Annotated in this window: 19 protein-coding genes; 12 read left to right on the top strand and 7 right to left on the bottom strand. The window is 67.9% G+C overall.

Annotated features, from left to right (window positions below; all coding sequences use genetic code 11):
- Positions 1–76: 76 nt before the first annotated feature.
- Both D4766_RS08795 and D4766_RS08790 read right to left on the bottom strand, forming a co-directional pair.
- A complete protein-coding gene (locus D4766_RS08795; protein WP_120717123.1) occupies positions 77–2,836 on the bottom strand; it encodes a [protein-PII] uridylyltransferase in 2,760 nt (919 codons plus the stop codon).
- Positions 2,833–4,554 (bottom strand): class I adenylate-forming enzyme family protein, encoded by a 1,722-nt coding sequence (locus tag D4766_RS08790; RefSeq protein WP_120717122.1) that lies wholly within the window; start codon positions 4,552–4,554, stop codon positions 2,833–2,835. Before D4766_RS08790 ends, D4766_RS08795 begins: the two co-directional genes overlap by 4 nt.
- A 159-nt stretch (positions 4,555–4,713) precedes the next feature.
- Here D4766_RS08790 and lgt point away from each other — a divergent pair, with 159 nt between their 5' ends.
- The 3 genes from lgt to D4766_RS08775 are packed head-to-tail and all read left to right on the top strand — an operon-like array spanning position 4,714 to position 7,121.
- Entirely contained in the window at positions 4,714–5,616 is a 903-nt protein-coding gene (lgt, locus tag D4766_RS08785) for a prolipoprotein diacylglyceryl transferase (RefSeq protein ID WP_120717121.1), read from the top strand.
- 24 nt (positions 5,617–5,640) lie between these two features.
- Entirely contained in the window at positions 5,641–6,702 is a 1,062-nt protein-coding gene (locus D4766_RS08780) for a class I SAM-dependent methyltransferase (protein WP_120717120.1), read from the top strand.
- 5 nt (positions 6,703–6,707) lie between these two features.
- Positions 6,708–7,121 (top strand): DUF2147 domain-containing protein, encoded by a 414-nt coding sequence (locus tag D4766_RS08775; RefSeq protein WP_325049071.1) that lies wholly within the window; start codon positions 6,708–6,710, stop codon positions 7,119–7,121.
- Between the two features lie 7 nt (positions 7,122–7,128).
- Here the strand turns inward: D4766_RS08775 and D4766_RS08770 are convergent, their stop codons facing one another.
- The 3 genes from D4766_RS08770 to D4766_RS08760 are packed head-to-tail and all read right to left on the bottom strand — an operon-like array spanning position 7,129 to position 10,994.
- A complete protein-coding gene (locus tag D4766_RS08770) occupies positions 7,129–8,661 on the bottom strand; it encodes an ABC transporter permease/substrate-binding protein (RefSeq protein WP_120717119.1) in 1,533 nt (510 codons plus the stop codon).
- The gene (locus tag D4766_RS08765) at positions 8,658–9,419 is read right to left on the bottom strand and encodes an ATP-binding cassette domain-containing protein (RefSeq protein WP_120717118.1); all 762 of its coding nucleotides are present in this window, start codon (positions 9,417–9,419) and stop codon (positions 8,658–8,660) included. The genes D4766_RS08770 and D4766_RS08765 overlap by 4 nt, the downstream gene beginning before the upstream one ends.
- A gap of 57 nt (positions 9,420–9,476) precedes the next feature.
- A complete protein-coding gene (locus D4766_RS08760) occupies positions 9,477–10,994 on the bottom strand; it encodes a PAS domain-containing protein (RefSeq protein WP_120717117.1) in 1,518 nt (505 codons plus the stop codon).
- Between the two features lie 150 nt (positions 10,995–11,144).
- Here D4766_RS08760 and D4766_RS08755 point away from each other — a divergent pair, with 150 nt between their 5' ends.
- The 5 genes from D4766_RS08755 to D4766_RS08735 all read left to right on the top strand — a co-directional run bounded on the left by D4766_RS08755 (position 11,145) and on the right by D4766_RS08735 (position 15,796).
- The gene (locus tag D4766_RS08755) at positions 11,145–12,311 is read left to right on the top strand and encodes an isovaleryl-CoA dehydrogenase (RefSeq protein ID WP_120717116.1); all 1,167 of its coding nucleotides are present in this window, start codon (positions 11,145–11,147) and stop codon (positions 12,309–12,311) included.
- Positions 12,308–13,915 (top strand): carboxyl transferase domain-containing protein, encoded by a 1,608-nt coding sequence (locus D4766_RS08750; protein ID WP_120717115.1) that lies wholly within the window; start codon positions 12,308–12,310, stop codon positions 13,913–13,915. The genes D4766_RS08755 and D4766_RS08750 overlap by 4 nt, the downstream gene beginning before the upstream one ends.
- Positions 13,912–14,541, top strand: coding sequence for a 1-acyl-sn-glycerol-3-phosphate acyltransferase (locus D4766_RS08745; protein WP_120717114.1), 630 nt, complete (start codon positions 13,912–13,914; stop codon positions 14,539–14,541). Before D4766_RS08750 ends, D4766_RS08745 begins: the two co-directional genes overlap by 4 nt.
- A gap of 72 nt (positions 14,542–14,613) precedes the next feature.
- Complete coding sequence (locus D4766_RS13910; protein ID WP_194955754.1) at positions 14,614–15,090, top strand: hypothetical protein; 477 nt, start codon at positions 14,614–14,616, stop codon at positions 15,088–15,090.
- Between the two features lie 73 nt (positions 15,091–15,163).
- The gene (locus D4766_RS08735) at positions 15,164–15,796 is read left to right on the top strand and encodes a TetR/AcrR family transcriptional regulator (RefSeq protein ID WP_120717113.1); all 633 of its coding nucleotides are present in this window, start codon (positions 15,164–15,166) and stop codon (positions 15,794–15,796) included.
- Between the two features lie 25 nt (positions 15,797–15,821).
- Here the strand turns inward: D4766_RS08735 and D4766_RS08730 are convergent, their stop codons facing one another.
- Positions 15,822–17,534: a bifunctional metallophosphatase/5'-nucleotidase gene (locus D4766_RS08730; RefSeq protein ID WP_120717112.1), complete on the bottom strand. Its 1,713-nt coding sequence runs from the start codon at positions 17,532–17,534 to the stop codon at positions 15,822–15,824.
- A gap of 88 nt (positions 17,535–17,622) precedes the next feature.
- On the opposite strand from D4766_RS08730, the gene D4766_RS08725 reads away from it, so the two are divergent.
- Positions 17,623–18,102 (top strand): hypothetical protein, encoded by a 480-nt coding sequence (locus D4766_RS08725; RefSeq protein ID WP_120717111.1) that lies wholly within the window; start codon positions 17,623–17,625, stop codon positions 18,100–18,102.
- Positions 18,103–18,190: 88 nt separating this feature from the next.
- A complete protein-coding gene (locus D4766_RS08720; RefSeq protein WP_194955753.1) occupies positions 18,191–18,778 on the top strand; it encodes a hypothetical protein in 588 nt (195 codons plus the stop codon).
- Positions 18,779–18,856: 78 nt separating this feature from the next.
- Here the strand turns inward: D4766_RS08720 and gyrB are convergent, their stop codons facing one another.
- A complete protein-coding gene (gyrB, locus tag D4766_RS08715) occupies positions 18,857–21,391 on the bottom strand; it encodes a DNA topoisomerase (ATP-hydrolyzing) subunit B (RefSeq protein WP_120717110.1) in 2,535 nt (844 codons plus the stop codon).
- Positions 21,392–21,502: 111 nt separating this feature from the next.
- On the opposite strand from gyrB, the gene D4766_RS08710 reads away from it, so the two are divergent.
- Both D4766_RS08710 and D4766_RS08705 read left to right on the top strand, forming a co-directional pair.
- The gene (locus D4766_RS08710; protein WP_120717109.1) at positions 21,503–22,930 is read left to right on the top strand and encodes a M20/M25/M40 family metallo-hydrolase; all 1,428 of its coding nucleotides are present in this window, start codon (positions 21,503–21,505) and stop codon (positions 22,928–22,930) included.
- Between the two features lie 4 nt (positions 22,931–22,934).
- Entirely contained in the window at positions 22,935–23,357 is a 423-nt protein-coding gene (locus D4766_RS08705) for a type 2 periplasmic-binding domain-containing protein (RefSeq protein ID WP_162935719.1), read from the top strand.
- Positions 23,358–23,359 lie beyond the last annotated feature (2 nt).

Below are 23,359 nucleotides of genomic sequence, written 5' to 3'. Positions count from 1 at the left end.
ACGAGCCGGTTAAGCGCTCCGGATGAAATAAATTTCGCGACCAGATGCCGCCTAAAGTCTACGCACAAGCAAAATTTTAAACCCCCTCCAGCTCCGCCTGCCGTTCGTCGCTCGCCGCCGCCAGCAGTGCCGCCTCGATCGCCTTTAGCCGTGTCGGGGCGACGATTTTCCCGCCGGTGAGGTCGGTCACGTAGAACGTGTCCGCCGCGCGTTCGCCGAAGTTGGTGACGTGGGCGCTGTTCACCACCAGCCGGTTCTCGAACAGCGTGCGCGCGAGGCGGTTGAGCAGTGCGGCGCGGTCGCGCGCTTGCACTTCGATCACGGTGAAGCGGTTCGATGCCTGGTTGTCGAAGGTCACCACCGGGCTCACGTCGAACGCCTTCGACCGATTGAGCGGCAGCGGGCGCTTGGCAAGTTCGGGCACCAATGCGCGCTTGTTGGCGAGCGCGTCGGCGATGGCGGCCTCCAGCCGCTTCAATTGCGCCGCCTCGCTGAACGGGCGCCCTTGCGGGTCCTGCACCAGGAAATTGTCGACCGCCCATCCGCTGCGCGTGGTGTGGATGCGCGCGTCGATGATGTTCGCGCCGGCGAGGTGGATGCCGCCCGCCACGCGGTAGAAAAGGCCCGGGTGGTCCGCCGCGATTACGGTGACCAGCGTCGCCCCGCGGCTCGGATAGACCTCGCAGTGGACCGACAGGTTGTCCTTGTCCTCGTGGCTTTGGCCGTACTGGACGATGTTGAGGGCGACGATGTCCTCCGGCTCGGCGATCCAGTACGAATCGTCGAAGCGGTCGGCGTAGTGCGCCAACAGTCCGCGCCGGTCGCCTAGTAGCGAGCCCACCGCTTCCTTCTTCGCCGCGACCCGTTCCTTGCGCCCGTGCTTCATGTGGCCGAGCCGCAGCCGTTCGGTCGCCGCGTCGCTGAGTTCGCCCAGGAGCTGGCCCTTCCAGCTGTTCCAGGTGCCCGGCCCCACCGCGCGGATGTCGATCGCGGTCAGGATCATGAGGTGCTTCAAGCGCTCCACGCTCTGCACCTCGCCGACGAAATCCTCGATCGTCTTGGGGTCGGTGAGGTCGCGCTTGAAGGCGGTGCGGCTCATGAGGAGGTGCTGGCGCACGAGCCAGGCGACGAGGTCGGTTTCCTGCGCGTCGAGGCCGAAGCGCGGGCACAGTTCCTCGGCGATGTCGCCGCCCAGCAGCGAATGATCGCCGCCGCGCCCCTTGGCGATGTCGTGCAGCAGCGCCGCCACATAGGCGACGCGGCGGCTCGCGACCTCGTGAATCAGCCGGGTCGAGCGGGGATGGTCGGCGGCGAGTTCGCCCTTTTCGATCCGGGCGAGCAGGCCGATCGCGCGGATGGTGTGCTCGTCGACCGTGTAGTGGTGGTACATGTCGAACTGCATCTGCGCGTTGACCCGGCCGAAGTCGGGCACGAAGCGGCCGAACACGCCCGCCTCGTTCATCCAGCGGAGCACCGTTTCGGGATCGTTGCGCCCCGCCAGCACGTCGAGGAAGAGCGCGTTGGCGCGGGGATCGTCGCGCACCTGCCGGCGGATGAGGCCCGCATCGCGCGCGGCCTGCCGCATCGTCTCGGGATGGATTTCCAGCCGGTGCGTTTCGGCGAGCTGGAACACCTCGATCAATCGCACCGGGTCCTTGCGGAACCAGTCGTCCGACGGCGCCGCGATGCGCCCGCCGAAAACCTTGTAGCCTTTCAGGTCGCGGGCGCGCGGGGTGAAGCCGGCAAGCAGGCCCTTGCGGACCCGGCTCCTGGCGAACTGTTCGTCGATGTGGGCGAGGAACACGCCGGTCAGGCTGCCCACCCGCTTCGCCTGCAGGAAGTAGAACTGCATGAACCGCTCGACCGCGCTCTTGCCCGTGCGATCGGCGAAGTTCATCCGCCGCGCGACCTCCCGCTGGAGGTCGAAGGTCAGCCGGTCCTCCGCCCGCCCGGTGATCGTGTGGAGGTGGCAGCGCACCGCCAGCATGAACCCCTCGGCCCGGCGGAAGCTGCGATATTCGGCCTCGGTAAACAGCCCCGCATCGACGAGGTCGGCGGCGCTCCTTACCTTGTGGATGTACTTCCCGATCCAGTAGAGCGTCTGCAGGTCGCGCAGCGCGCCTTTGCCGTCCTTCACGTTGGGTTCGACGACGTAGCGGCTGTCGCCCATCCGCTTGTGCCGCGCGTTGCGCTCCTCCAGCTTCTCGGCGACGAACTGTTTCTCGGTGCCCTTCACGACCTCGTCGGCGAAGCGGCGCGTGACCTCGTCGTAGAGGTCCTGGTCGCCCCAGACGTACCGCCCTTCGAGCAGCGCGGTGCGGATGGTGAGGTCGCCCCGGGCCATGCGGATCGTGTCGTCGACCGAGCGGCTGGAATGGCCCACTTTCAGGCCGAGGTCCCACAGGCAATAGAGCATCGCCTCGATCACCTGCTCGCACCACGGCGCGCTGCGCGTGGGGTGGATGAAGGCGAGGTCGACGTCGGAATGCGGCGCCATCTCGGCCCGGCCGTAGCCGCCCACCGCCATGATCGTCAGCCGCTCGCCCGCGGTGCGATTGGCGGCGGGATAGACGTCGGCGACGACGTGGTCGTGGACCGCGCGCAGCATTTGATCGACGAGGAAAGCGTAGCCGGCGGTGATCTCGTGGCCCGCGCTGGGTTTCTCCTCCAGCCGGCGGCCTAGCTCCGCGCGCCCCGCCTCCAGCGCAGCCTTCAGCGCGGCGACGATCGCCGGGCGCGCCCCGGCCCCGCCGTCCGCCCACAGCGCGGCGACTTCGCCGGAAAGCGCCCGCCGGTCGACGACGCTGCGCTGGTTGGGGACCCGGACGTTGTTCAAGCGGTCCCGGCTTCCTGCCCTTGCTTTTCGGCATGCCGGTCGGCGTAGCGGGCCCGCAGCGCGCGCTTGTCGATCTTCTCGGTTCCGAGGCGCGGCAGGTTGCCGGTCTCTGCGAAGAAGTACTGGGGGATCTTGAACTTCGCGAGCCGTTCGGCGACGAACTCGCGCAAGTCGTCCTCGCTCGCCTCGTGACCGTCCTTCAGCACGTAGACCGCCGCCGGAATCTCGCCCAGTCGCTCGTCCTCGAGCCCGAAGACCGAGCATTCCGCGACCGCCGGGTGCGCGTAGATTTCCTGCTCGACCTCGATGCAGGCGATGTTCTCGCCGCCGCGGATGATGATGTCCTTCTTGCGGTCGACGATGAACAGGTATCCGTCCTCGTCGAGATAGCCGAGGTCGCCCGTGCGGAAATAGCCGTCGTCGGTATAAGCCGCCGCGGTCGCTTCCTCGTTCTTCCAGTAGCCGAGGAAGTTGCATACCGAGCGGATCGAGACTTCGCCCACTTTGCCCTGCGCCAGGGCCTGCCCCGCATCGTCGAGGATCGCGAGGTCGACGAGCGGTTTCGAAGCGGTGCCGGTGGAACCGGGCTTGGCCATGTAGTTTTCGTTGAGGTTGCCCGCCCCCACCCCGTTCGTTTCGGTGAGGCCATAGCCCAGAAGCGGAAAGCCTTCGGGGAACGCCTCCTTGATCTTGTTGACGTGTTCGGGCGGACGCGGAGCGCCGCCGCCGGCAAAGCTCTTGCACTGCGACAGGTCGTACTTCTCGCGGTCGGGATGAGTCGCCAGTTCGTAGCTCATCAGCGGCACGCCGACGAAATAGGTGATCTGCTCCTTCTCCAGCAGGCGCAGCGCCTCGGTCGCGTCCCATTTGGGCATCAGCACCAGCTTGCGGCCCATCGCGAAGCTCTGGAGGAACAGCGGCACCTCGCCCGTCACATGGAACAGCGGCACGTTGACCAGCGCGCTCGCCTGCGCGGTCGGCGCTTCGTCGCGCTCGGTGAGGAGCTGCAGCACGGTCGCCATCTGCGCGACGTAGTTCATCACCGCGCTGGTGACACCGAGGTGATCGGAATAGGCGCCCTTGGGAAACCCGGTCGAGCCCGAGGTGTAGAGGATCGTCGCAAGATCGTCCGGGCCCAATTCGCCGAGCATCTTCATCGCGGTGTCGCCTTCGGCCCATACCGCCTCCAGCCCCACCTGCGGCGGGCCGCCGTGCTCGAACACCACCACTTTCGCAGGGTGATCGATCCCGTCCAGCCGGGCCGCGCGCTGCGGATCGGCGAGGACGATCGAACATTCGCACAGGTCGATGCCGTAGGCGAGCTCTTCGCCCGTCCACCAGCCGTTGAGCAGGGTCGCGCAGCCGCCGCCCATCAGCACGCCCATGTAGGCCGCGATCCAGTTCGCCGAGTTGCGCGCGGCGATGCCGATGCGGTCGCCCTTCTTCATGCCCTGCTTGGTCACCAGGCCATGCGCGACGCAGGCGGCGGCGGCATAGACCTCGCCGTAGGTCATGCGCAGGTCGCCATCGACGACGAATGTGGCGTCCTTATGCTGGTTCGCGAAGTGCGCGATGTAGTGCGCCAGCGTCGGCGGGGCGTTGAGGAAGGCGGGCATCTCCACCCCCCGCCGCGTGACGGACTTCGTCTCGAACATCTGGCCCGCGCTGGTGAGGCCGGTGTTGATCCGCTGGATGTCCTGGTCGAGCTGGGTGGGCATTCGGGTCCTCTCGCTTTTGTCGTTTTCACCGCCGGGCTTTCGCGTGTCCTTCGCTTCTGCCAAAGACGCGCGCGGACGGGCGGCCTGCCCGGATACGGGTTACGCCAAGGGTAAGGATCAAACGTGCTGCTGTCACTACTCGCCGCGGCTGCCCAGGGCATGGGCACGGAAGTGGGCCAGCAGGCCCACCAGTACCTCCATTTCGAGGACCTCGGCCTTCGCAGGGGCATCGACCTCGGCTTCTTCGAGCTGCGGTTCTACTCGCTCGCCTACCTCGCCGGGATCGTGCTGGGCTACTGGCACCTGACGAAAATGGTGAAGGCGCCCGGCAGCCCGATGGCGCAGCGCCACGCCGACGACCTGTTCTTCTACTGCACGCTCGGCATCATCATCGGCGGCCGGCTGGGCTACGCTGCGTTCTATACCGGCGGCGACACCGGCCTGCCCAGCATGTTCACCCACTTCACCCCGGGTGAAACGCCGAGCTGGGATCTGCTGCGCCTGTGGGACGGGGGCATGAGCTTCCACGGCGGGCTGGTCGGCGTGCTGGTGGCGATCGGCTGGGTCTGCTGGCGCGGGAAGATCAGCTTCCTGCGCACTGCCGACTACATCTCGGTCGTCGTGCCCTTCGGCATGCTGTTCGGCCGCCTCGCCAACTTTATCAACGGCGAGCTGTGGGGCCGCCAGACCGACGTGCCGTGGGCGATGATCTTCCCCACCGACCCGCTGCAGGTGCCCCGCCACCCGAGCCAGCTCTACGAAGCGGGCCTCGAAGGCGCGCTGCTGGTCGTCGTGATGCTGCTTTTGTTCTGGAAGACCAAGGCTCGTTGGCGGCCGGGGCTGCTGGTGGGTGTCTTCACCGCGGGGATCGCGCTTGGCCGGTTCACGGTCGAATTCTACCGCGAACCCGATTCGCAGCTCGCCGATTTCGCGCGGCAGACCGGGCTCAGCATGGGCCAGTGGCTCACCGTGCCGCTGATCGTGCTCGGCATCGCGCTCGCGGTCCGGGCGCTGATGCGCCCGCCGCTGGGCGCGGAGGCGCATCGCACGGTGCCTGCATGAGGATGCCCGGATGAGCGGTCGGGCATGAGCGAAGCGGAGACCCCGCTGGCGGAGGTATTCCGCCGGCTGATCCGCAACACCGGGCCGATCAGCCTCGCCCAGTTCATGGCCGAATCCAACGCGCGGTATTACACCACGCGCGATCCGCTGGGGGCGGACGGCGACTTCGTCACCGCGCCCGAGATCAGCCAGATGTTCGGCGAGCTGATCGGGCTGTGGTTCGCCGACATGTGGATCCGCGGCGGGCGCCCCGATCCCGTCGCCTGGGTGGAACTGGGGCCGGGCCGTGCGACGCTGACCCGCGACGCGCTGCGCACGATGAAGCGCTACGGCCTCTCGCCGGAGGTCCACTTCGTGGAAACCTCGCCCGCCCTGCGCGAGGTGCAGATGGGGGCGGTGCCGCAGGCGCAGTTCCATGCCGACCTCGAAGGCCTGCCGATGGACTGCCCGCTGCTCATCGTGGGCAACGAATTCCTCGACGCGCTGCCGGTGCGCCAGCTGGTCCGCGCAGGCGACGGCTGGCGCGAGCGGATGGTGGGGCTCGACGGCGAGCGGTTCGTCTATGTCGCGGGCCGCCAGCCGATGGAGGCGGCGGTGCCGGAGGATCGCCGCGACGCGGACGAGGGGACGATCATCGAGACCAGTCCCGCCTCCGCCGCGATTCTCTACGAGATCGCCGGGCGGCTGGCCTCGCAGGGCGGCTGTGCGCTGCTGATCGACTACGGCCACGACGCGGTCCGCACCGGTTCGACGGTGCAGGCCGTCCGCGCGCATCGCAAGGTCGATCCCTTCGCCGCGCCGGGGGAGGCGGATCTCACCGCACACGTCGATTTCGCGACGCTCGCCCGGGTGGCGCAATCGCGCGAGGTCACGTGGATGGGCACGCGGACCCAGGGCGACTGGCTGCGCGCGCTGGGTATCGAAACCCGCGCCGAAGCACTGGCACAGCGCGCGCCGCACTACCGCGCGGAACTCACCGCCCAGCGCGATCGTCTCATTGCCGACGACCAGATGGGCGACCTGTTCAAGGTTATGGGGCTCGCCGCCCCCGGCTGGCCGCAGGGCGTCGGATTCGAAACGGAGTGAAGCACATGATGAAGGTCGCAATGTCCCTTGCCGCGCTGCTCGCCGCCGCCCCGCTCGCGGCCGCCGCGCCGATCGACGGGCGCTGGGTGACGGAGGAAAAGAGCGGCATCGTGCAGGTCGGCGATTGCGGCGGCACCCGCTGCGGCAAGCTCGCCAGGTTCCTCGAGACCCCGCCGCAGGGCGTGGACCAGCGCGACGTCAACAACCCCGAGGCGCGGCTGCGCGGGCGCAAGCTGCTCGGCCTGCCGATCCTCACCGGTTTCCGGCCAGACGGCGACGTGTGGCGCGGGACGATCTACGATCCCAAGAGCGGCAAGTCGTATCGCTCGGTGCTGAAGCGCCGCAATGCGCGCACGCTGGAGGTGAAGGGCTGCATCGGGCCGTTCTGCCAGACCCAGCTCTGGACGCGCACCGACTAGAAGCGGACTAGCGCCCGATCCGGGAGGCCAGCCACCGAGCGGCTTCGTCCGGGCTCTTCTTGTCGACGGTACGGTCGACCATGAAGTTGGCCTCGCGCATCGTCTCCACCGGAATCGCGCCGACCAGCGGCGTCAGCGCGCCGACGAAACGGCGATCGTTCGCGCGGGCCGGGGCGACCAGCAGCATGGCATCGTAGGCCGGCAGCGCGCCCTTCGGATCGGCCAGCACCACCAGCCGGTCCGCCGCGATGCGCCCGTCGGAGGAGAACGCGGTGATCACGTCCGCCTCGCCCGATGCGAGCGCATCGTACATGAAGGTCGGCGCGAAATTACGCTGCCGCAGCGCGCCCAGCCCATAGGCGGCGTCGACCGCGCGCCATTCCGGGCGGCGGAAGAATTCGAGATCGCCTCCCAGCACCAGCCCGCGCCCCTTTGCCGCAAGGTCGCCCAGCGAGGCGATCCCTTCGGCCCGCGCTGGCTCGCTCTTCATCGCGAAGGCGTAGGCGTTCTCGAAGCCCAGCGCGCCCAGCATCCGCGCGCCGTTCGCCGCTTCCCACGCCGCGATCTGCCGCAGCATCTCCGTGCGCGGCGGGGTACCGGTACGCTTCATCTCGTTGGCCCAGACGGTGCCCGAGTAGTCGACGTAGACGTCGATCGCGCCGCTCGTCAGCGCATTGTGGATCACCGCCGAACCCAGCCCCTCGCGGTAGGTGACGGCATAGCCCGCCCGCTCCAGCCGGTCGCCGATGACCCGCGCGAGGATGTACTGTTCGGAGAAATTCTTGGCCCCGATCACCACCGTATCGCGGGTATCCCCGCCCCGCCCCGGCACCAGCGCCGCAACGAGCCCCAATGCGATCAGCGCCGCGCCCGTCCAGGCCAGCGCCGGCCGCCGCGTTTTGAGCCCGCGCTCGACCAGCGCGAGCAATCCGTCGGCCGCGAGCGCCAGTCCGGCAGAAGCGATGCATCCCGCCAGCACGAGCGACCAGTCCTGCGTCTGCAATCCGGCGAAGATCGGATCGCCGAGGCTGGGCTGGCCCACGGTCGTCGAGAGCGTCGCCGCGCCGATCGTCCAGACCGCCGCGGTGCGGATGCCCGCCATCACGTAGGGCGCGGCGAGCGGGGCCTCGACCAACCGCAGCTTTTGCGACCGCGTCATCCCCACCGCGTCCGCCGCGTCGAGCACGCCGGCATCCATTTCGGCCCGCGCGGTCACGGCATTGCGCAAAATCGGCAGCAGTGCATAGAGCGCCAATGCGAGCAGCGCGGGCAGGAAGCCCAGCGTCGGCAATCCTTCGCCGAAGACCGCGCGCAGGCTCAGCAGCACGGGAAAGAACAGCGCCAGCAGCGCGAGCGCGGGGATCGTCTGGACGAGGCTGGCGAAACCCAGCGCCACGCGCGCGACCGCGGCGTTGCGGCTCGCCCAGACCGCCAGCGGCAGCGCGACCGCAATCCCCAGCGCCAGGGCCGACGCCGACAGGAGGACGTGCGCGGCGAGCTTGTCGCCCAGCGTCAGAAGTACCGGCCAGACGCCGTTCATGCCGGGTGTCGGCCTTGGGCAAGCTCCCGCAGCGCGTCGGACTGCGCGCGCGGAACGGCGACAAGCGCCTGCGCCTCGGCCCCGCCGGCCCCGCCGAGCAGGGCGGCCGGAGTTTCGTCGGCCACGATGCGCCCCGCGGCCATCACCAGCACCCGGTCCGCCAGCAGCAGCGCCTCGGCCATATCGTGAGTGACCAGCACCGTCGTCAGGCCCAACCCTTCGTGCAATTCGCGCACCCGGCGCCCGAGCGCGTCGCGGGTGACGGGGTCGAGCGCGCCGAACGGTTCGTCCATCAGCAGCAATTCGGGATTGCCCGCCAGCGCGCGGGCGACGCCGATCCGCTGGCGCTGTCCGCCCGACAGCGCATCGGGCATCCGCGCGGCATAGGCGGCGGGCAGGTCGACCAGCTCGAGCAGTTCGGCGATCCGGGCCTCGCCGAGCGGGTCGCCCGCCAGCCGCGGCCCGATGCCGATGTTGGCGGCGACCGTCATGTGGGGGAACAACCCGATCGACTGGAAGACGTAGCCGATCCGCCGCCGCAGCGCCGCGGGCGGTCCGTCGCGCACGTCCGCGCCGCCCACCGTGATCCGGCCTTCGTCGGGATCGCCCAGCCGGTTCGCCATTCGCAGCAGGGTCGACTTGCCCGAGCCCGATTCCCCCACCAGCGCGACGAATTCGCGATCCGCTACCGACAGCGTCACGCCGTCGACCGCGGTCGTCTCGCCGAAGCGGGTGGTCACGTTGTCGAAGGCCAGCATTGGAGGATAGCCTACCCGCGCACCGGGGCGGCGGCTAGGGCCGGCGGGCGAACCGCGTCAGGCGCGGATGGAGGCGAGCGGAATTTCGAGGTCGACTTCCATGCCGCCGGCCGCGAAACGGCGTTCCATCTTTCCGCCGAGCTGCCCCTCGATCGACATCTTGACGAGCCGGGTGCCGAAACCTTCTTCACCGGTTTCGACAACCGCGGGGCCGCCCCGCTCACGCCATTTCACGTCGGCTGTTCCATCGTCATTGCCGCAATCTATGGCGATCGCCACCGATCCGCCTTCCGCCGACAGGCCGCCGTACTTGGCCGAATTGGTAGCGAGTTCGTGGAAGACCAGCGCCAGCGGCGTCGCGGCGGCGGGCGCGATCCTGCAGTCGTCCCCGGTAATCTCGACCCGGCCGTTGCCGTCGGCGTAAGGGGCCATCAGTTCGATAAGGAGCCCGCGCAGCCCCTCCCCCTTCAGCCCTTCCATCGGGCGGACGAAGTCGTGCGCCCGGCCCAGCGCCCGGATCGCGCTGTTTAGCTCCTCGGCGAACTCCTTCGCCCCCTCGTGCTTGCGCGCGCGCATCGAAACAAGCCCGGCCACGACGGCGAAGATGTTCTTGATCCGATGCGACAGTTCGCGCGCCAGCAGGTCGCGCCCTTCCGACTCGCGGTGACTGTCGTCCACGTCGACCAGTGTTCCGTACCACCGCGCCACGTTGCCGTCGGTATCGTGGAACGGCAGGGCGCGCGAAAGCATCCAGCGCCAGTTGCCGTCGCTCTGCTTGAGGCGAATTTCGCTTTCGAACGGTTCGCCGCCGGTCAGGCTTTTCTGCCAGCTGGCGAATACGCCGTCGGCATCGTCCTCGTGCACGACGGGACGCCAATCGCCGACTTCCTTGGGGCGGTCGAGACCCGTCATTTCGTTCCAGCGCTGGTTGAAGTATTCGAACTTGCCGTCGCCGTCGGCCGACCAGATGATGCCCGGTAGCATGTCCGCGATCTCGCGCAGGCGTCGGGCGCTTTCATTGGCTTCCTGCCCGGCGGCAAGTTCGTTTCGCCGGCCTGCGAGGCGCCGCATGACCGTTTGAGCGAGCACTTTCAGGCCATCCAGCTGCAAGGGCGTGAGCCCTTCTTCACGCGGTTCGCGGTCGATCACGCACAGCGCGCCGAGGGGTGCCCCTTCGGGACTGACCAGAGGCGCTCCGGCATAAAATCGTACGTGGGCATCGCCAGTCACGAGTTCGTTGTCGACGAACCGGGAATCGGCGGTTGCATCGGTCACGACCATCGTCTCGCCATTCAGCATCGCATGAGCGCAGAAGCTCATCGATCGTGGCGTACCCAGCAGTTCAGCCCCTTCCCGGGCGAGAAACCGCTGATTCTCCCGATCGACCAGGCTGACGAACGCGATCGGCGTATCGCACAGCTGCGCGGCGAAGCGCGCGATCGCGGTCAGCTCCGGATCGTCGTCGAGCGCCTCCGCACCATAGGCAGCGAGGACCTGGACACGCTCGTCTTCTCCGCAGAACTCTGCGGTCGAGGCGGCGACGGGCGGCCGTTCGGTCGTGTCTTCTCGTGTCATGTGCGGGCGATCCACGCACGGAATAGATGGAAAGGCGAACGACTTCAACGGTTTTCGGGTAATCTTTAACCTGCGTGCAACGGGCTGGAATCGCGGGGTTTGCGCGCCCTTCCCGCTCCGCTATGCGCCGCAGGCCAGAGAGGATTGCCCATGCGTGCCACCCCCGATTTCGATTTCCAGCTCGGCGAGAGCGCCGAGATGATTCGCGAGGCCACCGCCCGCTTCGCCGACGAACAGGTCGCCCCGCTGGCCGAACGGGCCGACCGCGAGGACTGGTTTCCGCGGGAACTGTGGCCGGCGATGGGCGAGCTGGGCCTCCACGGCATCACCGTGGAAGAGGAATGGGGCGGCCTCGGCCTCGGCTATCTCGAACACGTGATCGCGGTGGAGGAGATCAGCCGCGCGAGCGCCAGCGTGGGCCTGAGCTACGGCGCGCACTCGAACCTGTGCGTCAATCAGATCCGACGCTGGGGCAACGAGGAGCAGAAGGCCAAGTACCTGCCGAAGCTGGTGAGCGGCGAACACGTCGGCAGCCTCGCCATGTCGGAGGCCAGCGCCGGGTCCGACGTCGTTTCGATGAAGCTCAAGGCGGACGCCGTTCAGGGCGGATACGTCCTCAACGGCACCAAGTTCTGGATCACCAACGCGACTTACGCGGACACGCTGGTGGTCTATGCCAAGACCGACGGCAGCGCGGGCAGCCGCGGGATCACCGCGTTCCTGATCGAAAAGGACGACGCCGGGTTCTCGATCGGGCAGAAGATCGACAAGATGGGCATGCGCGGTAGCCCCACGGCCGAACTGGTGTTCGACGATTGCCACATCCCCGAAGACCGCATCATGGGGCCATTGAACGGCGGTGTCGGCGTGCTGATGAGCGGCCTCGATTACGAGCGCGTGGTCCTCGCCGGGCTGCAGCTCGGCATCATGCAGGCCTGCCTCGACACGGTCATCCCCTACCTTCGCGAGCGCAAGCAGTTCGGAAAGCCCATCGGCGCGTTCCAGCTGATGCAAGCTAAGGTCGCGGACATGTACGTGGCGCTGCAATCGGCGCGCGCCTATACCTACGCGGTCGCCAAGAGCTGCGATGCCGGCCAGACCACCCGCTTCGACGCGGCAGGCGCGATCCTGCTTAGCAGCGAGAATGCCTTTCGCGTGGCGGGCGAGGCGGTCCAGGCACTGGGCGGCGCGGGCTACACCAAAGACTGGCCGGTCGAACGCTATCTGCGCGATGCGAAGCTGCTCGACATCGGTGCGGGCACCAACGAGATCCGCCGCATGCTGATCGGCCGCGAACTGATCGGGGCTGCGGGATGAGCGCACCCGTCCTTACCACCAAGCTCGACCGCGAGAGCGCCGAGGCCAAGGCCCGGTTCGCGCACAACAAGGCGCTGGCCGAGACCTTGCGCGCCAAAGTCGCGGAAGCGGCGCTCGGCGGGCCGGAGAAGCACCGCGAGCGGCACGTGGCGCGCGGCAAGCTGCTCCCGCGCGAGCGGGTCGAGCGGCTGCTCGATCCGGGTTCGCCGTTCCTCGAGATCGGACAGCTTGCGGCCAACGGGATGTACGAGGGCGACGTCTCGGGCGCCTCGATGATCTGCGGCATCGGGCGGGTTTCGGGCCGGCAGGTGATGATCGTCGCCAACGATCCCACCGTGAAGGGCGGCAGCTACTACCCGATGACGGTGAAGAAGCACTTGCGCGCACAGGAAATCGCGCAGGAAAACCGCCTGCCGTGCATCTACCTCGTCGACAGCGGCGGGGCGAACCTGCCCTACCAGGCCGAGGTCTTCCCCGACCGCGAGCATTTCGGGCGCATCTTCTTCAACCAGGCCAACATGAGCGCGCTGGGCATCCCGCAGATCGCCTGCGTGATGGGCAGCTGCACCGCGGGCGGCGCCTACGTGCCCGCGATGTCCGACGAAACGGTGATCGTGCGCGAACAGGGCACGATCTTCCTTGCCGGCCCCCCGCTGGTGAAGGCCGCGACGGGCGAGGAAATCTCGGCCGAGGATCTGGGCGGCGGCGACTTGCATGCACGTAAGTCCGGCGTGGTCGATCACCTCGCGGAGAACGACGAGCATGCGCTCACCATCGTGCGCGATATCGTCAGCCATCTGGGCGCGAACACTTCGGCGGCGCAAAGCGTGAATTTCGGCACGCCCAGACCGCCGAAATTCGGCAGCGACGACCTCTATGCGCTGATCCCCGACGATGTTCGCGCGCCCTACGACGTGCACGAGGTGATCGCGCGGCTGGTCGACGGCAGCGAGTTCCACGAATTCAAGGCGCTCTACGGCAGCACGCTCGTGTGCGGGTTCGCGCACATCTGGGGCATGCCGGTGGCGATCCTCGCCAACAACGGGGTGCTGTTTTCCGAAAGCGCGCAGAAGGGCGCGCACTTCATCGAACTGGCCTGCCAGCGGCGCATTCCGCTGCTGTTCCTCCAGAACATTTCCGGCTTCATGGTCGGCGGGAAGTACGAAGCGGAGGGGATCGCCAAACACGGTGCCAAGCTCGTCACCGCGGTTGCCACCGCCACCGTGCCCAAGGTCACCGTGGTCATCGGCGGCAGCTTCGGCGCGGGCAATTACGGCATGTGCGGGCGCGCCTATAGCCCACGCTTCCTGTTCACTTGGCCCAACGCGCGCATTTCGGTGATGGGCGGCGAGCAGGCGGCATCGGTGCTGGCCACGGTCCACCGCGACGCCGACACCTGGACCCCCGAACAGGCCGAGGCGTTCAAGGCGCCGATCCGCCAGAAGTACGAGGACGAGGGCAACCCCTACTACGCCACCGCCCGCCTGTGGGACGATGGCGTGATCGACCCGGCGCAGACCCGCGACGTGCTCGGCCTTGCCATTGCCGCCACGCTGGAAGCGCCGATCCCGGACCGCCCCGCCTTCGGCGTGTTCCGGATGTGAGCGCGCGGCCGGGGTTCCTGTCCCGCATCGCGCACCGCGCCCTCATCGCGCTCTATCGGGGGCGCGGCTACCGGATCGAAGGCAGCGCGCCCCCGGTCGCCAAGTGCGTGGTGCTGGGCGCGCCGCACACCTCCAACTGGGACTTCGTCTTCGTTCTCGGCGCGGTCGAGGACCTCGGCATGCGCCCGGCCTTCATGGGCAAGCACACGCTGTTCCGCTGGCCGATGACCCGCTTCATGTACGACATGGGCGGCGTTTCGGTCGACCGTTCGCGCCGCAAGGCCAACTACGTGAGCCAGGTCGCCGATGCCTTCGCCCGGGCCGACCAGCTCGCGCTCGTCATCGCGCCCGAGGGGTCGCGGACGTCGGGCGGCGAATGGCGGTCCGGCTTCTGGCACATTGCGCGGGCGGCGGGCGTACCCATCGTTCCGGCCTGGGTCGACCAGGACGGGCGGCGCGGCGGTATCGGGGAAGCCCTGTGGCCGAGCGAGGATTTCGCCGCAGACCTGGCGCAGCTTGCCGCCTTCTATCGCACGAAGCGGCCGGAATGCGACCGTTTCGACCGGCTCGCCGAGCAGGCTGAACGGCTGGCCGCGCGCGGCGACGACACGCTCGCCGACAGCTGAGCGAACACCGCCGAAACATCCGGCGGGCTCGACCGTTATGGCGGCGTACTCACACGGAAGAAGGGACCCGTCATGAACCGTATCGCACTCGCCCTCGCCGCCGCTTCCTCGCTCGCGCTCGCCGCCTGCGGCGGAGCGAAGACCGAGCCCGCGGCTACCGACACCACCGCCGGCGTCGACGTGAACCTGCCGCAGGTCGACACGCGCTTCCCCTCGGTCGCGCCGAACGCCCGCACCAGCGTGAATTACGCGGGCACTTACGCGCAGCCGGTCGGCAGCGGCGAAAGGTCGATCACCCTCAGGACCGACGACACCTACACGATGCGCGACGAGAACGGCCGCGAGACCACGGGCACCTACAACTGGTACGACGACAACAGCCGCATCCTCATCAAGAACAACGGCCAGAACGAAGTCTACGCAATCGCGGACGGCGCGCTCTACCGCATGCCCGACGCGCAGGCGCCGACCACCGGCACGATGACCGAAGGGCAGACCTATCGCCGGACCGGCGCCGCCAAGGCGGTGAATACCGCACCCGCGAGCTGACGATTTCCCGCGCGCGGCCCTTCACGCCGCGCGCGGGCTTCCCTAGATTGTCGGCGATCCAAGGGAGGACGACGTGACCGGGAACGAGACCGCGGACGGCGCGGAGAAACGCCGCTTCGTCGAAGTCGCGAGACGCCTGATTGCCGAGCGTGGCGATCTCGTCAGCCGCGCTGCCGTGGCCACCGGCGCCAGCGTTTCTCGCGCGCGGATCGAGGCGGTATTCCCGGCCGAGGCCGATCTGCTCGACGCGATCGTCGAACAGTGGTTCGACGAACCCGTCGCGATCATGGAGGAGGTGCTCGCGAGCGATCTTCCGGCCAATCGCAAGATGTACGAATTCTTCGCCCGCCGGTTCGTCCTCAACCGCCAGCGCTACCGCGCCGATCCGGCCGCCTTCAAGGTGTACTGCGATCTCGGCACAGCCCATTTCGACCGGCTGGAAAGCTACATAGATCTTGGCGATCACTACCTGTGCGAACTGATCGCGCAGGCGCAGGCCGAAGGCGCGTTCGAAGGGCTGGCGATTGGCGAGGCGCTGTCGCTCATCAACCAGATGGTCGCGGCCTACACCCTGTCCGATCTCATCGTCTTCCTCGACGACAAGCTGAGCGAGGAAAAGCTCGGCCGGATCGTCGACACGCTGTTCGCCGGCCTGTCCGCCCGCGATGGCGGGGCGCGCGGCGTCACGGGCCTGCGCGCCGCCTGACGCCGCCCGACCCCGCTTAACGGAGCTAGCCGCCGACGATGGTGACCCGGCCCAGCGCCGGTACCGGCACCGTCGCCGTTCCTGCCAGATACGCCTCCATCGAATCGAGATCGAGCGGTCCGACGACCGGGTTCGTTCCGGCCTTCAGGGCGGTGAAACCGTCGCCGCCGCCGGCGATGAAGTTGTTGACCGTCACGCGGTAGCTCGCCTCCGGATCGATCGGCTTACCGTCGAGCGTGGCCGCCACCACCCGCTGCCCGGCAGGGCGCGACGGGTCGAGCGTCATGGCAAAGCCCCGGCTCACCGACAGGATGTTGCCTTCCCGCCCGGCGAACTGCTGGTCCAGAACGGCCAGCAGCTGCGCGCCGGTCAGGGTCATCGTCACGAGCGTGTTGCCGAACGGCTGGACAGCATAGATATCGCCGTAAGTCACCGTTCCCCCGTCGCGCGCGGCGAGGTCGGCGCGGATGCCGCCCGAATTCATCAGCGCAAGCTGCGCCCCCGCATCGCGCGTGGAGGCCAGCTGGGCATCGGCGATGAGGTTGCCGAGCTCGCTTTCGCGGCCCGCCTTCGTCGCGGTGGCCGAGATGCGGCCCACCGGGCGGTCCGCGACTTCGGCCGCGGCGGCGACGTAGCGTGCGACGTAGGCGGCGATGGCGGGATCGGCCGTAAAGTTTTCGAAGGCGGGGTTCACGGCGCGCCCTTCGCCGCCCGCGCTTTGCACCGGAACGTTGCGCGCGGTAATCCCGGTTACCCGATGCGCGGCCGGGTCGATCGTCAGCGCGATGTCGGTCAGCATCGCACCGCCGAACCCGGCGCTCGTGACGGTGAAGCGGCGCGCCGGATCGACCTTGGAAAAATCGCAGACATAGGCCCTGTGCGTGTGACCGCTGAGGACGAGGTTCACGCGCGGATCGAGCCGGTCGAGAATCGCGCGCAGGTCCCCCGCCATCGCCCCGCATCCATTGAAGCCGTCACCGGGTTCGGACACCAGCCCCTGGTGGATCGCGACGACGACCGCATCGGCCCCTTCGGCCAGCACACGGGGGACCAGTGCGTTGATCGAATCGGCCTCGTCCTCGAACGTCAGGCCTTCGATCCCGGCGGGCATGACGATATCGGCCGTGCCCTTGAGGGTGAGGCCGATGACCCCGATCGCCACCGCATCGGCGCCGCTGCCGAACCGCGTGATGCCGTAGCCGGGGAACAGTGTCGTGCCGTCGGGCATCCGCACGTTGGCCGCGAGTATGGGATAGTCGGTGCCCCTGTAATCGGGCTCGACCGCGCAGGGTTCGCGCTGGGTCAGTTTCTCGCAGCCCCCTTCGCGCAGGCGCTTCAGTTCCTTCCACCCGCGGTCGAATTCGTGATTGCCGACGCTGGTGTAGTCGAGGCGGATGCGGTTCATCACGCCGACGGTGGGTTCGTCGAGGAACAGCGAGCTTGCCAGCGGGCTCGCGCTGATGAGGTCGCCCGCCCCGATCACCAGGCTGTCGCGATTCTGCCCGCGCAGCTTCGCGACGGCGGTGGCGAAAGCGGCGGCGCCGCCGGCGTAGACCTCCTGCGTCCCGCCCTTCCCGTCGCCCAGCGCATAGGGCCGCGCCAGCGGTTCGAGGTTGCCGTGAAAATCGTTCAGACCGACGATGCGGACGGTGACCGGCTTGGCGGTTTCAACGGGCGGGACGGTGGCGCACGCGGCGAGGCCGAGGGCGAGCGGGAGCATGGCGATCTGGCGGAGCATGTCCGCGCTGGTGCCCCACCGCGCGGCGCGCTGGCAAGCGCAAAAGCTGCCAAGAAACCGTCACATGGCGGCGCTAGCGGGTTGCGGCATGACAACGCTCACGTTCGCGCCGGCGGCTCTCGCCATCGCGCTCCTCCTCACCGCCTGCGGCGACCAGCCCCAGGGCGAGACGTCGGACGACTTCGCGAGCCGGGTCGGCACCGGCGCGCCCGCTCCGGCTGCCACCGTCTCGGGAGCACCCGCCGCCGGGCCCGCCTTGCCCGCCCATGCCCGTAGCGCGTTAAAGACCGGCACCGCCTATGTCCGCAGCGGCGGCGAGGCCGATGCGAACAGTCTCGACATCCGGCCTGACGGCACGTTCGTGCTGGTCGAGAACGGCCGGCCCGTGACGGGGCGCTACGAATGGCTGCCCGACGGGCGGCGGCTGCGGCTCGGCGGGGTGGTCAACCAACCGCTCGTGCTGGTGGGCGACGGCGCGCTTTACCGGATGCAGAACGAGAACGTGCCGTTCGACGACGTCTCGCCCGACCGCACGTACCTGTTGCCGGGAAGCACCGGCCCGAAATAACCCGCGCCGCGCGCGGAACCGCCGGGCCCGCAGGGCAGTTCGGTTCGCACAGGGTCGGGAGGGGTGACACTTGTTGAAAGGCACCCGTATGCAACCCGACCAGACGACCGTCATAGTCATCGTCGCCGCGATTCTCGTCGCGGCGCTGATCCTGTGGTTTCTCTACCGATCGCGCCGGACGGCCGCCCTGCGCGAACGCTTCGGCGAGGACGAGTACGACCGCACGCTCGAAGCGCGCGGTGCCCGCGGCAAGGCGGAGGACGATCTCCTTGCGCGCGAGAAGCGTCACGCCAAGCTCGACCTGCGCCCGCTCGGCCCGGACGAACGCCGCCGGTTCACCGACGACTGGCACGCCGCCAAGCACCGGTTCGTCGACGATCCGGCCAAGGCCGTGCTCGACGCCGACCGCGTGATCGGCGGCGTGATGGGCGCGCGCGGTTACCCGGTCGACGATTTCGATGCCCGCTACGAAAGCCTGACGGTCGATCACGGCGAGGTCGCCCGCCACTACCGCGCCGGTCACGACATCGCGCTGGCGCAGACCAACGGCACTGCGACGACCGAGGATCTTCGCCAGGCGATGATCCATTACGAAGAGCTGTTCAGCAACCTCGCGCAGGAAGGACCAGAGCGACCCGAAGGCGCGGTGAGCCGCCAGGCGCAGGCGATGCGCTAAGCCCGCAAGGCCGCCTTCGACCGACGATACCGTTGTCCGTCCCGCTGGCGTGGGACGGACAACTCTCCGTGCCGAAAGTCAGACGTCGAGGTTGGCGACGTTCAGCGCGTTTTCCTGAATGAACTCGCGGCGCGGCTCGACGACGTCGCCCATCAGGCGGGTGAAGATTTCGTCGGTCACATCGGCGTCCTCGACCTTCACCTGCAGCAGCGCGCGGTTGTCGGGATCGAGCGTGGTCTCCCACAGCTGCTCCGCGTTCATCTCGCCCAGCCCCTTGTAGCGGCTGATCGAGAGGCCCTTGCGCCCGGCCGCGAGCACCGCGTCGAGCAGCTCGGTCGGCCGGGTGATTGCACCTTCGACCGCGACGGTTGCGGCCTCGGACCCGGCGGTCGCGCCGTCTTCGTTTTCAGCGACATCGCCTTCCGGCTCGGGTTCGGGCTCGGCGGAGGAGCGGACGAAGTTGCCCGGGCTCGCGAACGCTTCGGCGTGCTCGCTGCCGATCCGGTGCAGCTTGCGCGCCTCCGCGCTGTCGAGGAACTTGGCGTCGATCTCGTGCGCGTCGGTTACCCCGCGCCATTTGCGGGCAAAGGCGATCGAACCGTCGTCGCGCCGAAGAATCGACCATTCGGCCTCCGGATCGCTCATGCCGAGGCGCTGCGCCGCGTACTCGAGCGCCTGCATCCGGGTGCCGGCATCGAGTTCGGGATCGAACGCGCCCGCAAGCGCCATCTGCTCGACCACCGCGGGATCGTACTTGCGCGGCACGAAACCGAGCAGGCTGCGGATGCGCAGCGCATAGTCGACGAGCGAGCGGAGATCCTCGCCGAAGCGCGCCCCGCCGGCGGTTTCAAGCGTCCGCCCGGACAGGCCCGCATCCACGAGGTAGCGGTCGAGCGCGCCCTGGTCCTTGAGGTAGACCTCGCTCCGCCCCTTGGCGACCTTGAACAGCGGCGGCTGCGCGATGTAGAGGTGCCCGGCCTTGATGATCTCGGGCATCTGGCGGTGGAAGAACGTCAGCAGCAGCGTGCGGATGTGCGCGCCGTCGACGTCGGCGTCGGTCATGATGACGATCTTGTGGTAGCGCAGCTTCTCGAGGTTGAATTCGTCGCGCAGACCGGTGCCCATCGCCTGGATCAGCGTACCGACTTCCTTCGACGAGATGATCCGGTCGAACCGGGCGCGTTCCACGTTGAGGATCTTGCCCTTCAGCGGCAGGATCGCCTGGTACTGGCTGTCGCGGCCCGACTTGGCCGAGCCGCCGGCGCTGTCACCCTCGACCAGGAAGATCTCGCTCTTGGCGGGGTCGCGCTCGCGGCAATCGGAGAGCTTGCCCGGCAGAGATGCGACCGACATCGCGCCCTTGCGGCTCATTTCGCGCGCCCGGCGGGCGGCCTCGCGCGCGGCGGCGGCATCGACGATCTTCTGGATGATCGCCTTCGCATCGGCCGGGTTTTCCTCCAGCCACTCGGTCATCTTCTCGCTCATCAGCGATTCCAGCGGCTGACGCACTTCGGAGCTGACCAGCTTGTCCTTGGTCTGCGATCCGAACTTGGGATCGGGCAGCTTGACGGAGACGATCGCGGTCAGCCCTTCGCGCATGTCCTCGCCCGTCAGGCCGACCTTTTCCTTCTTCAGGAGGCCTGTGCGCTCGGCGTAGTTGTTGATCGTGCGGGTCAGCGCGGCGCGGAACGCGGCGAGGTGCGTGCCGCCGTCGCGCTGGGGAATGTTGTTCGTGAAGCAGAGCACGTTTTCGTAGTAGGAATCGTTCCATTCGAGCGCGACGTCGATGCCGATGCCGTCCTTGTCGGCCGACACCGAGATCGGTTCGGGCACCAGCGGCTGCTTGTTGCGGTCGAGGTACTTCACGAATGCGGCGATCCCGCCTTCGTAGTAGAGGTCGTGCTCGATCGGCTCCTCGTGCCGCTTGTCGACCAGCTTGATCCGCACGCCCGAATTGAGGAACGCAAGTTCGCGGTAGCGATGCTCGAGCTTGTCGAAATCGTACTCCGTCACGTTCTTGAACGTGTCGTTGGAGTGCATGAAGGTGACGCGCGTGCCGTTGCGATCGCGCCCCGGCCCCTTGACCACGAGCGGGGCGACCGCATCGCCGTGCTCGAAGCGCATCCAGTGCTCCTTGCCGTCGCGCCAGATGGTGAGCTCCAGCCATTCGCTGAGCGCGTTGACGACCGACACGCCCACGCCGTGCAGGCCGCCCGACACCTTGTAGGCGTTGTCGTCGCTGGTGTTCTCGAACTTACCGCCCGCGTGGAGTTGGGTCATGATGACTTCGGCCGCGCTCACGCCCTCTTCGGCGTGCATGTCGACCGGGATGCCGCGCCCGTTGTCCTCGACGCTGACGCTGCCGTCGGGGTTCAATTCGATGAGGACGAGGTCGCAATGTCCCGCCAGCGCCTCGTCGATGGCGTTGTCCGAAACCTCGAACACCATGTGATGCAGGCCCGACCCGTCGTCGGTATCGCCGATGTACATGCCGGGCCGCTTGCGCACCGCATCGAGGCCCTTGAGAACCTTGATCGAGTCGGCGCCGTAGCCGTTCTGGTTGGCCTGCTTCTGCGGCTCGCCGGCCGCGGCGTTTTCGGGGGTTTCGTCCATGCCGATTATATAGGCACGAAGGGGCGGATGGGAAACCTTCGAAGGCCCCTTCCATCCACAGGCGATTGGTGCTCAATTTAGGCTTAACGAACAACCGGGGGGGGTGCCAACATGAAGACCAGCCTGATCGCACTCGCCGCCGCATTCGTCGCGGCCACCTCCCCCGCAACAGCGCAGATGAAGATCGAGCCGATGGGCCCGCTGCGAGCGGATCAGACGCAGTTCCTCTCGCTGTACAAGGAACTGGTCGAAACCGACACGTCGGTAAACGGCGGCAGCTGCACGAAGGCCGCCTCGCAGATCGCCGCGCGGATGCGGGCGGCGGGCTTCACCGATGCCGAACTGACCCCTTTCTCGGTGCCCGAGCATCCGGAGGACGGCGGCCTCGTCGCCACGCTGGAAGGCACTTCGAAGACGTTGAAGCCGATGCTGCTGCTCGCACACATCGACGTCGTCGCCGCCAAGCGCGCTGACTGGGAGCGCGATCCCTTCAAGTTCATCGAGGAAGACGGATACTACTACGCCCGCGGCATCGTGGACGACAAGTACATGGCCTCGGTCTGGGCCGACACGCTCATCCGCATGAAGGCAACCGGCAAGCGGCCGCAGCGCACGATCAAGATGGCGCTGACCTGCGGCGAGGAGACGGACACCGCCTTCAACGGGGCGCAGTACCTCACCAGCCAGCGCAAGGACTTGGTCGGCGCGGCCTTCGCTCTCAACGAGGGCGGCGGCGGGCGGACCGACGGGAACGGCAACCTCGTGGTCCAGACGGTCCAGGTCGGCGAGAAGGTCTACCAGGATTACAAGCTGACCGCGACCAACCCCGGCGGCCATTCGAGCCAGCCGGTGCCGCAGAACGCGATCTACGACATGGCGCGGGCACTCGACGCGGTGGCGAAGCACGAATTCCCGGCCGAGTTCAACGACACCACCCGCGCCTTCTTCGCCAAGGCAGGCGCGATCCGCCAGGACGAGGCGGGCAAGGCGATGGTCGCGCTGTCGAAGAACCTCGGCGACACCGCCGCGCTCGCGGTTGTGGACCGGGACAAGGCGTTGCATTCGATGTTGCGGACGACCTGCGTCGCCACGATGATCGAGGGCGGTCACGCGGTGAACGCGCTGCCGCAGAAGGTCACCGCCAACGTCAATTGCCGCATCTTCCCCGGCCATACGCCCGAGGAGATCAAGGGCGAACTCGCTCGCGTGATCGGCAACGACAAAATCTCGATCGCCTATGGCCGTGACGACAAGCCGCTTGCGGTCAACCCGCCGATGAACCCTGCCATCATCGGCCCGATCGAGACGCTGGCGAAGAAGTATTTCCCCGGCGTGCCGGTCGTCCCGACGATGAGCACCGGGGCGACCGACGGTGTCTATACCGGCGGGGCGGGCATCCCGACTTACGGCGTGCCGAGCGCCTGGGCAAATCCCGACGGCAACGGAACCCACGGCCTCAACGAACGGATCGAGATCGCCGGCGTCTATCGCGGCCGCGACTTCCTTTACGACTTGGTCCAGGCGTTGTCGTCGAAGTAGGATGATGCGGATTTATCTTGCGATAGCGCTGGGTCTGGTCACGCTTACAGGATGCGACATACCGCGCGACCCCGGCGAAACCGAAAGTCGCATCCGCGAACGGGGGGCGATCCGTCTCGGAATCATAGCGGGCGTTACGCCCGATCCGGAAAGTCTTGCGACCCTTGCCACCGTCGCGCGGAAAACCGGCGCGCGCGTCGTCTCGGTCCGGGGGCATGGCGAGGAGCTTCTCGAAGGGCTGGAGGATGACCGGTTCGATATCGTCCTGGGCCGTTTCGCCGACGATTCGCCATGGGCCACCGCGGTTCATTTCGGAACGCCGCCGGGTGGCCCGCCGTCTCCGCCCAAGTCGATGCGCCTCACGCGCTTCGCCTTCAAAAACGGCGAGAACGGTTGGATCGACCTGGTGGAGGGGTCGGCCCCATGAGC

The organism is Tsuneonella amylolytica, from assembly GCF_003626915.1.
Lineage (GTDB): Bacteria > Pseudomonadota > Alphaproteobacteria > Sphingomonadales > Sphingomonadaceae > Tsuneonella > Tsuneonella amylolytica.
This window is presented reverse-complemented; position numbering and strand designations above follow the sequence as displayed.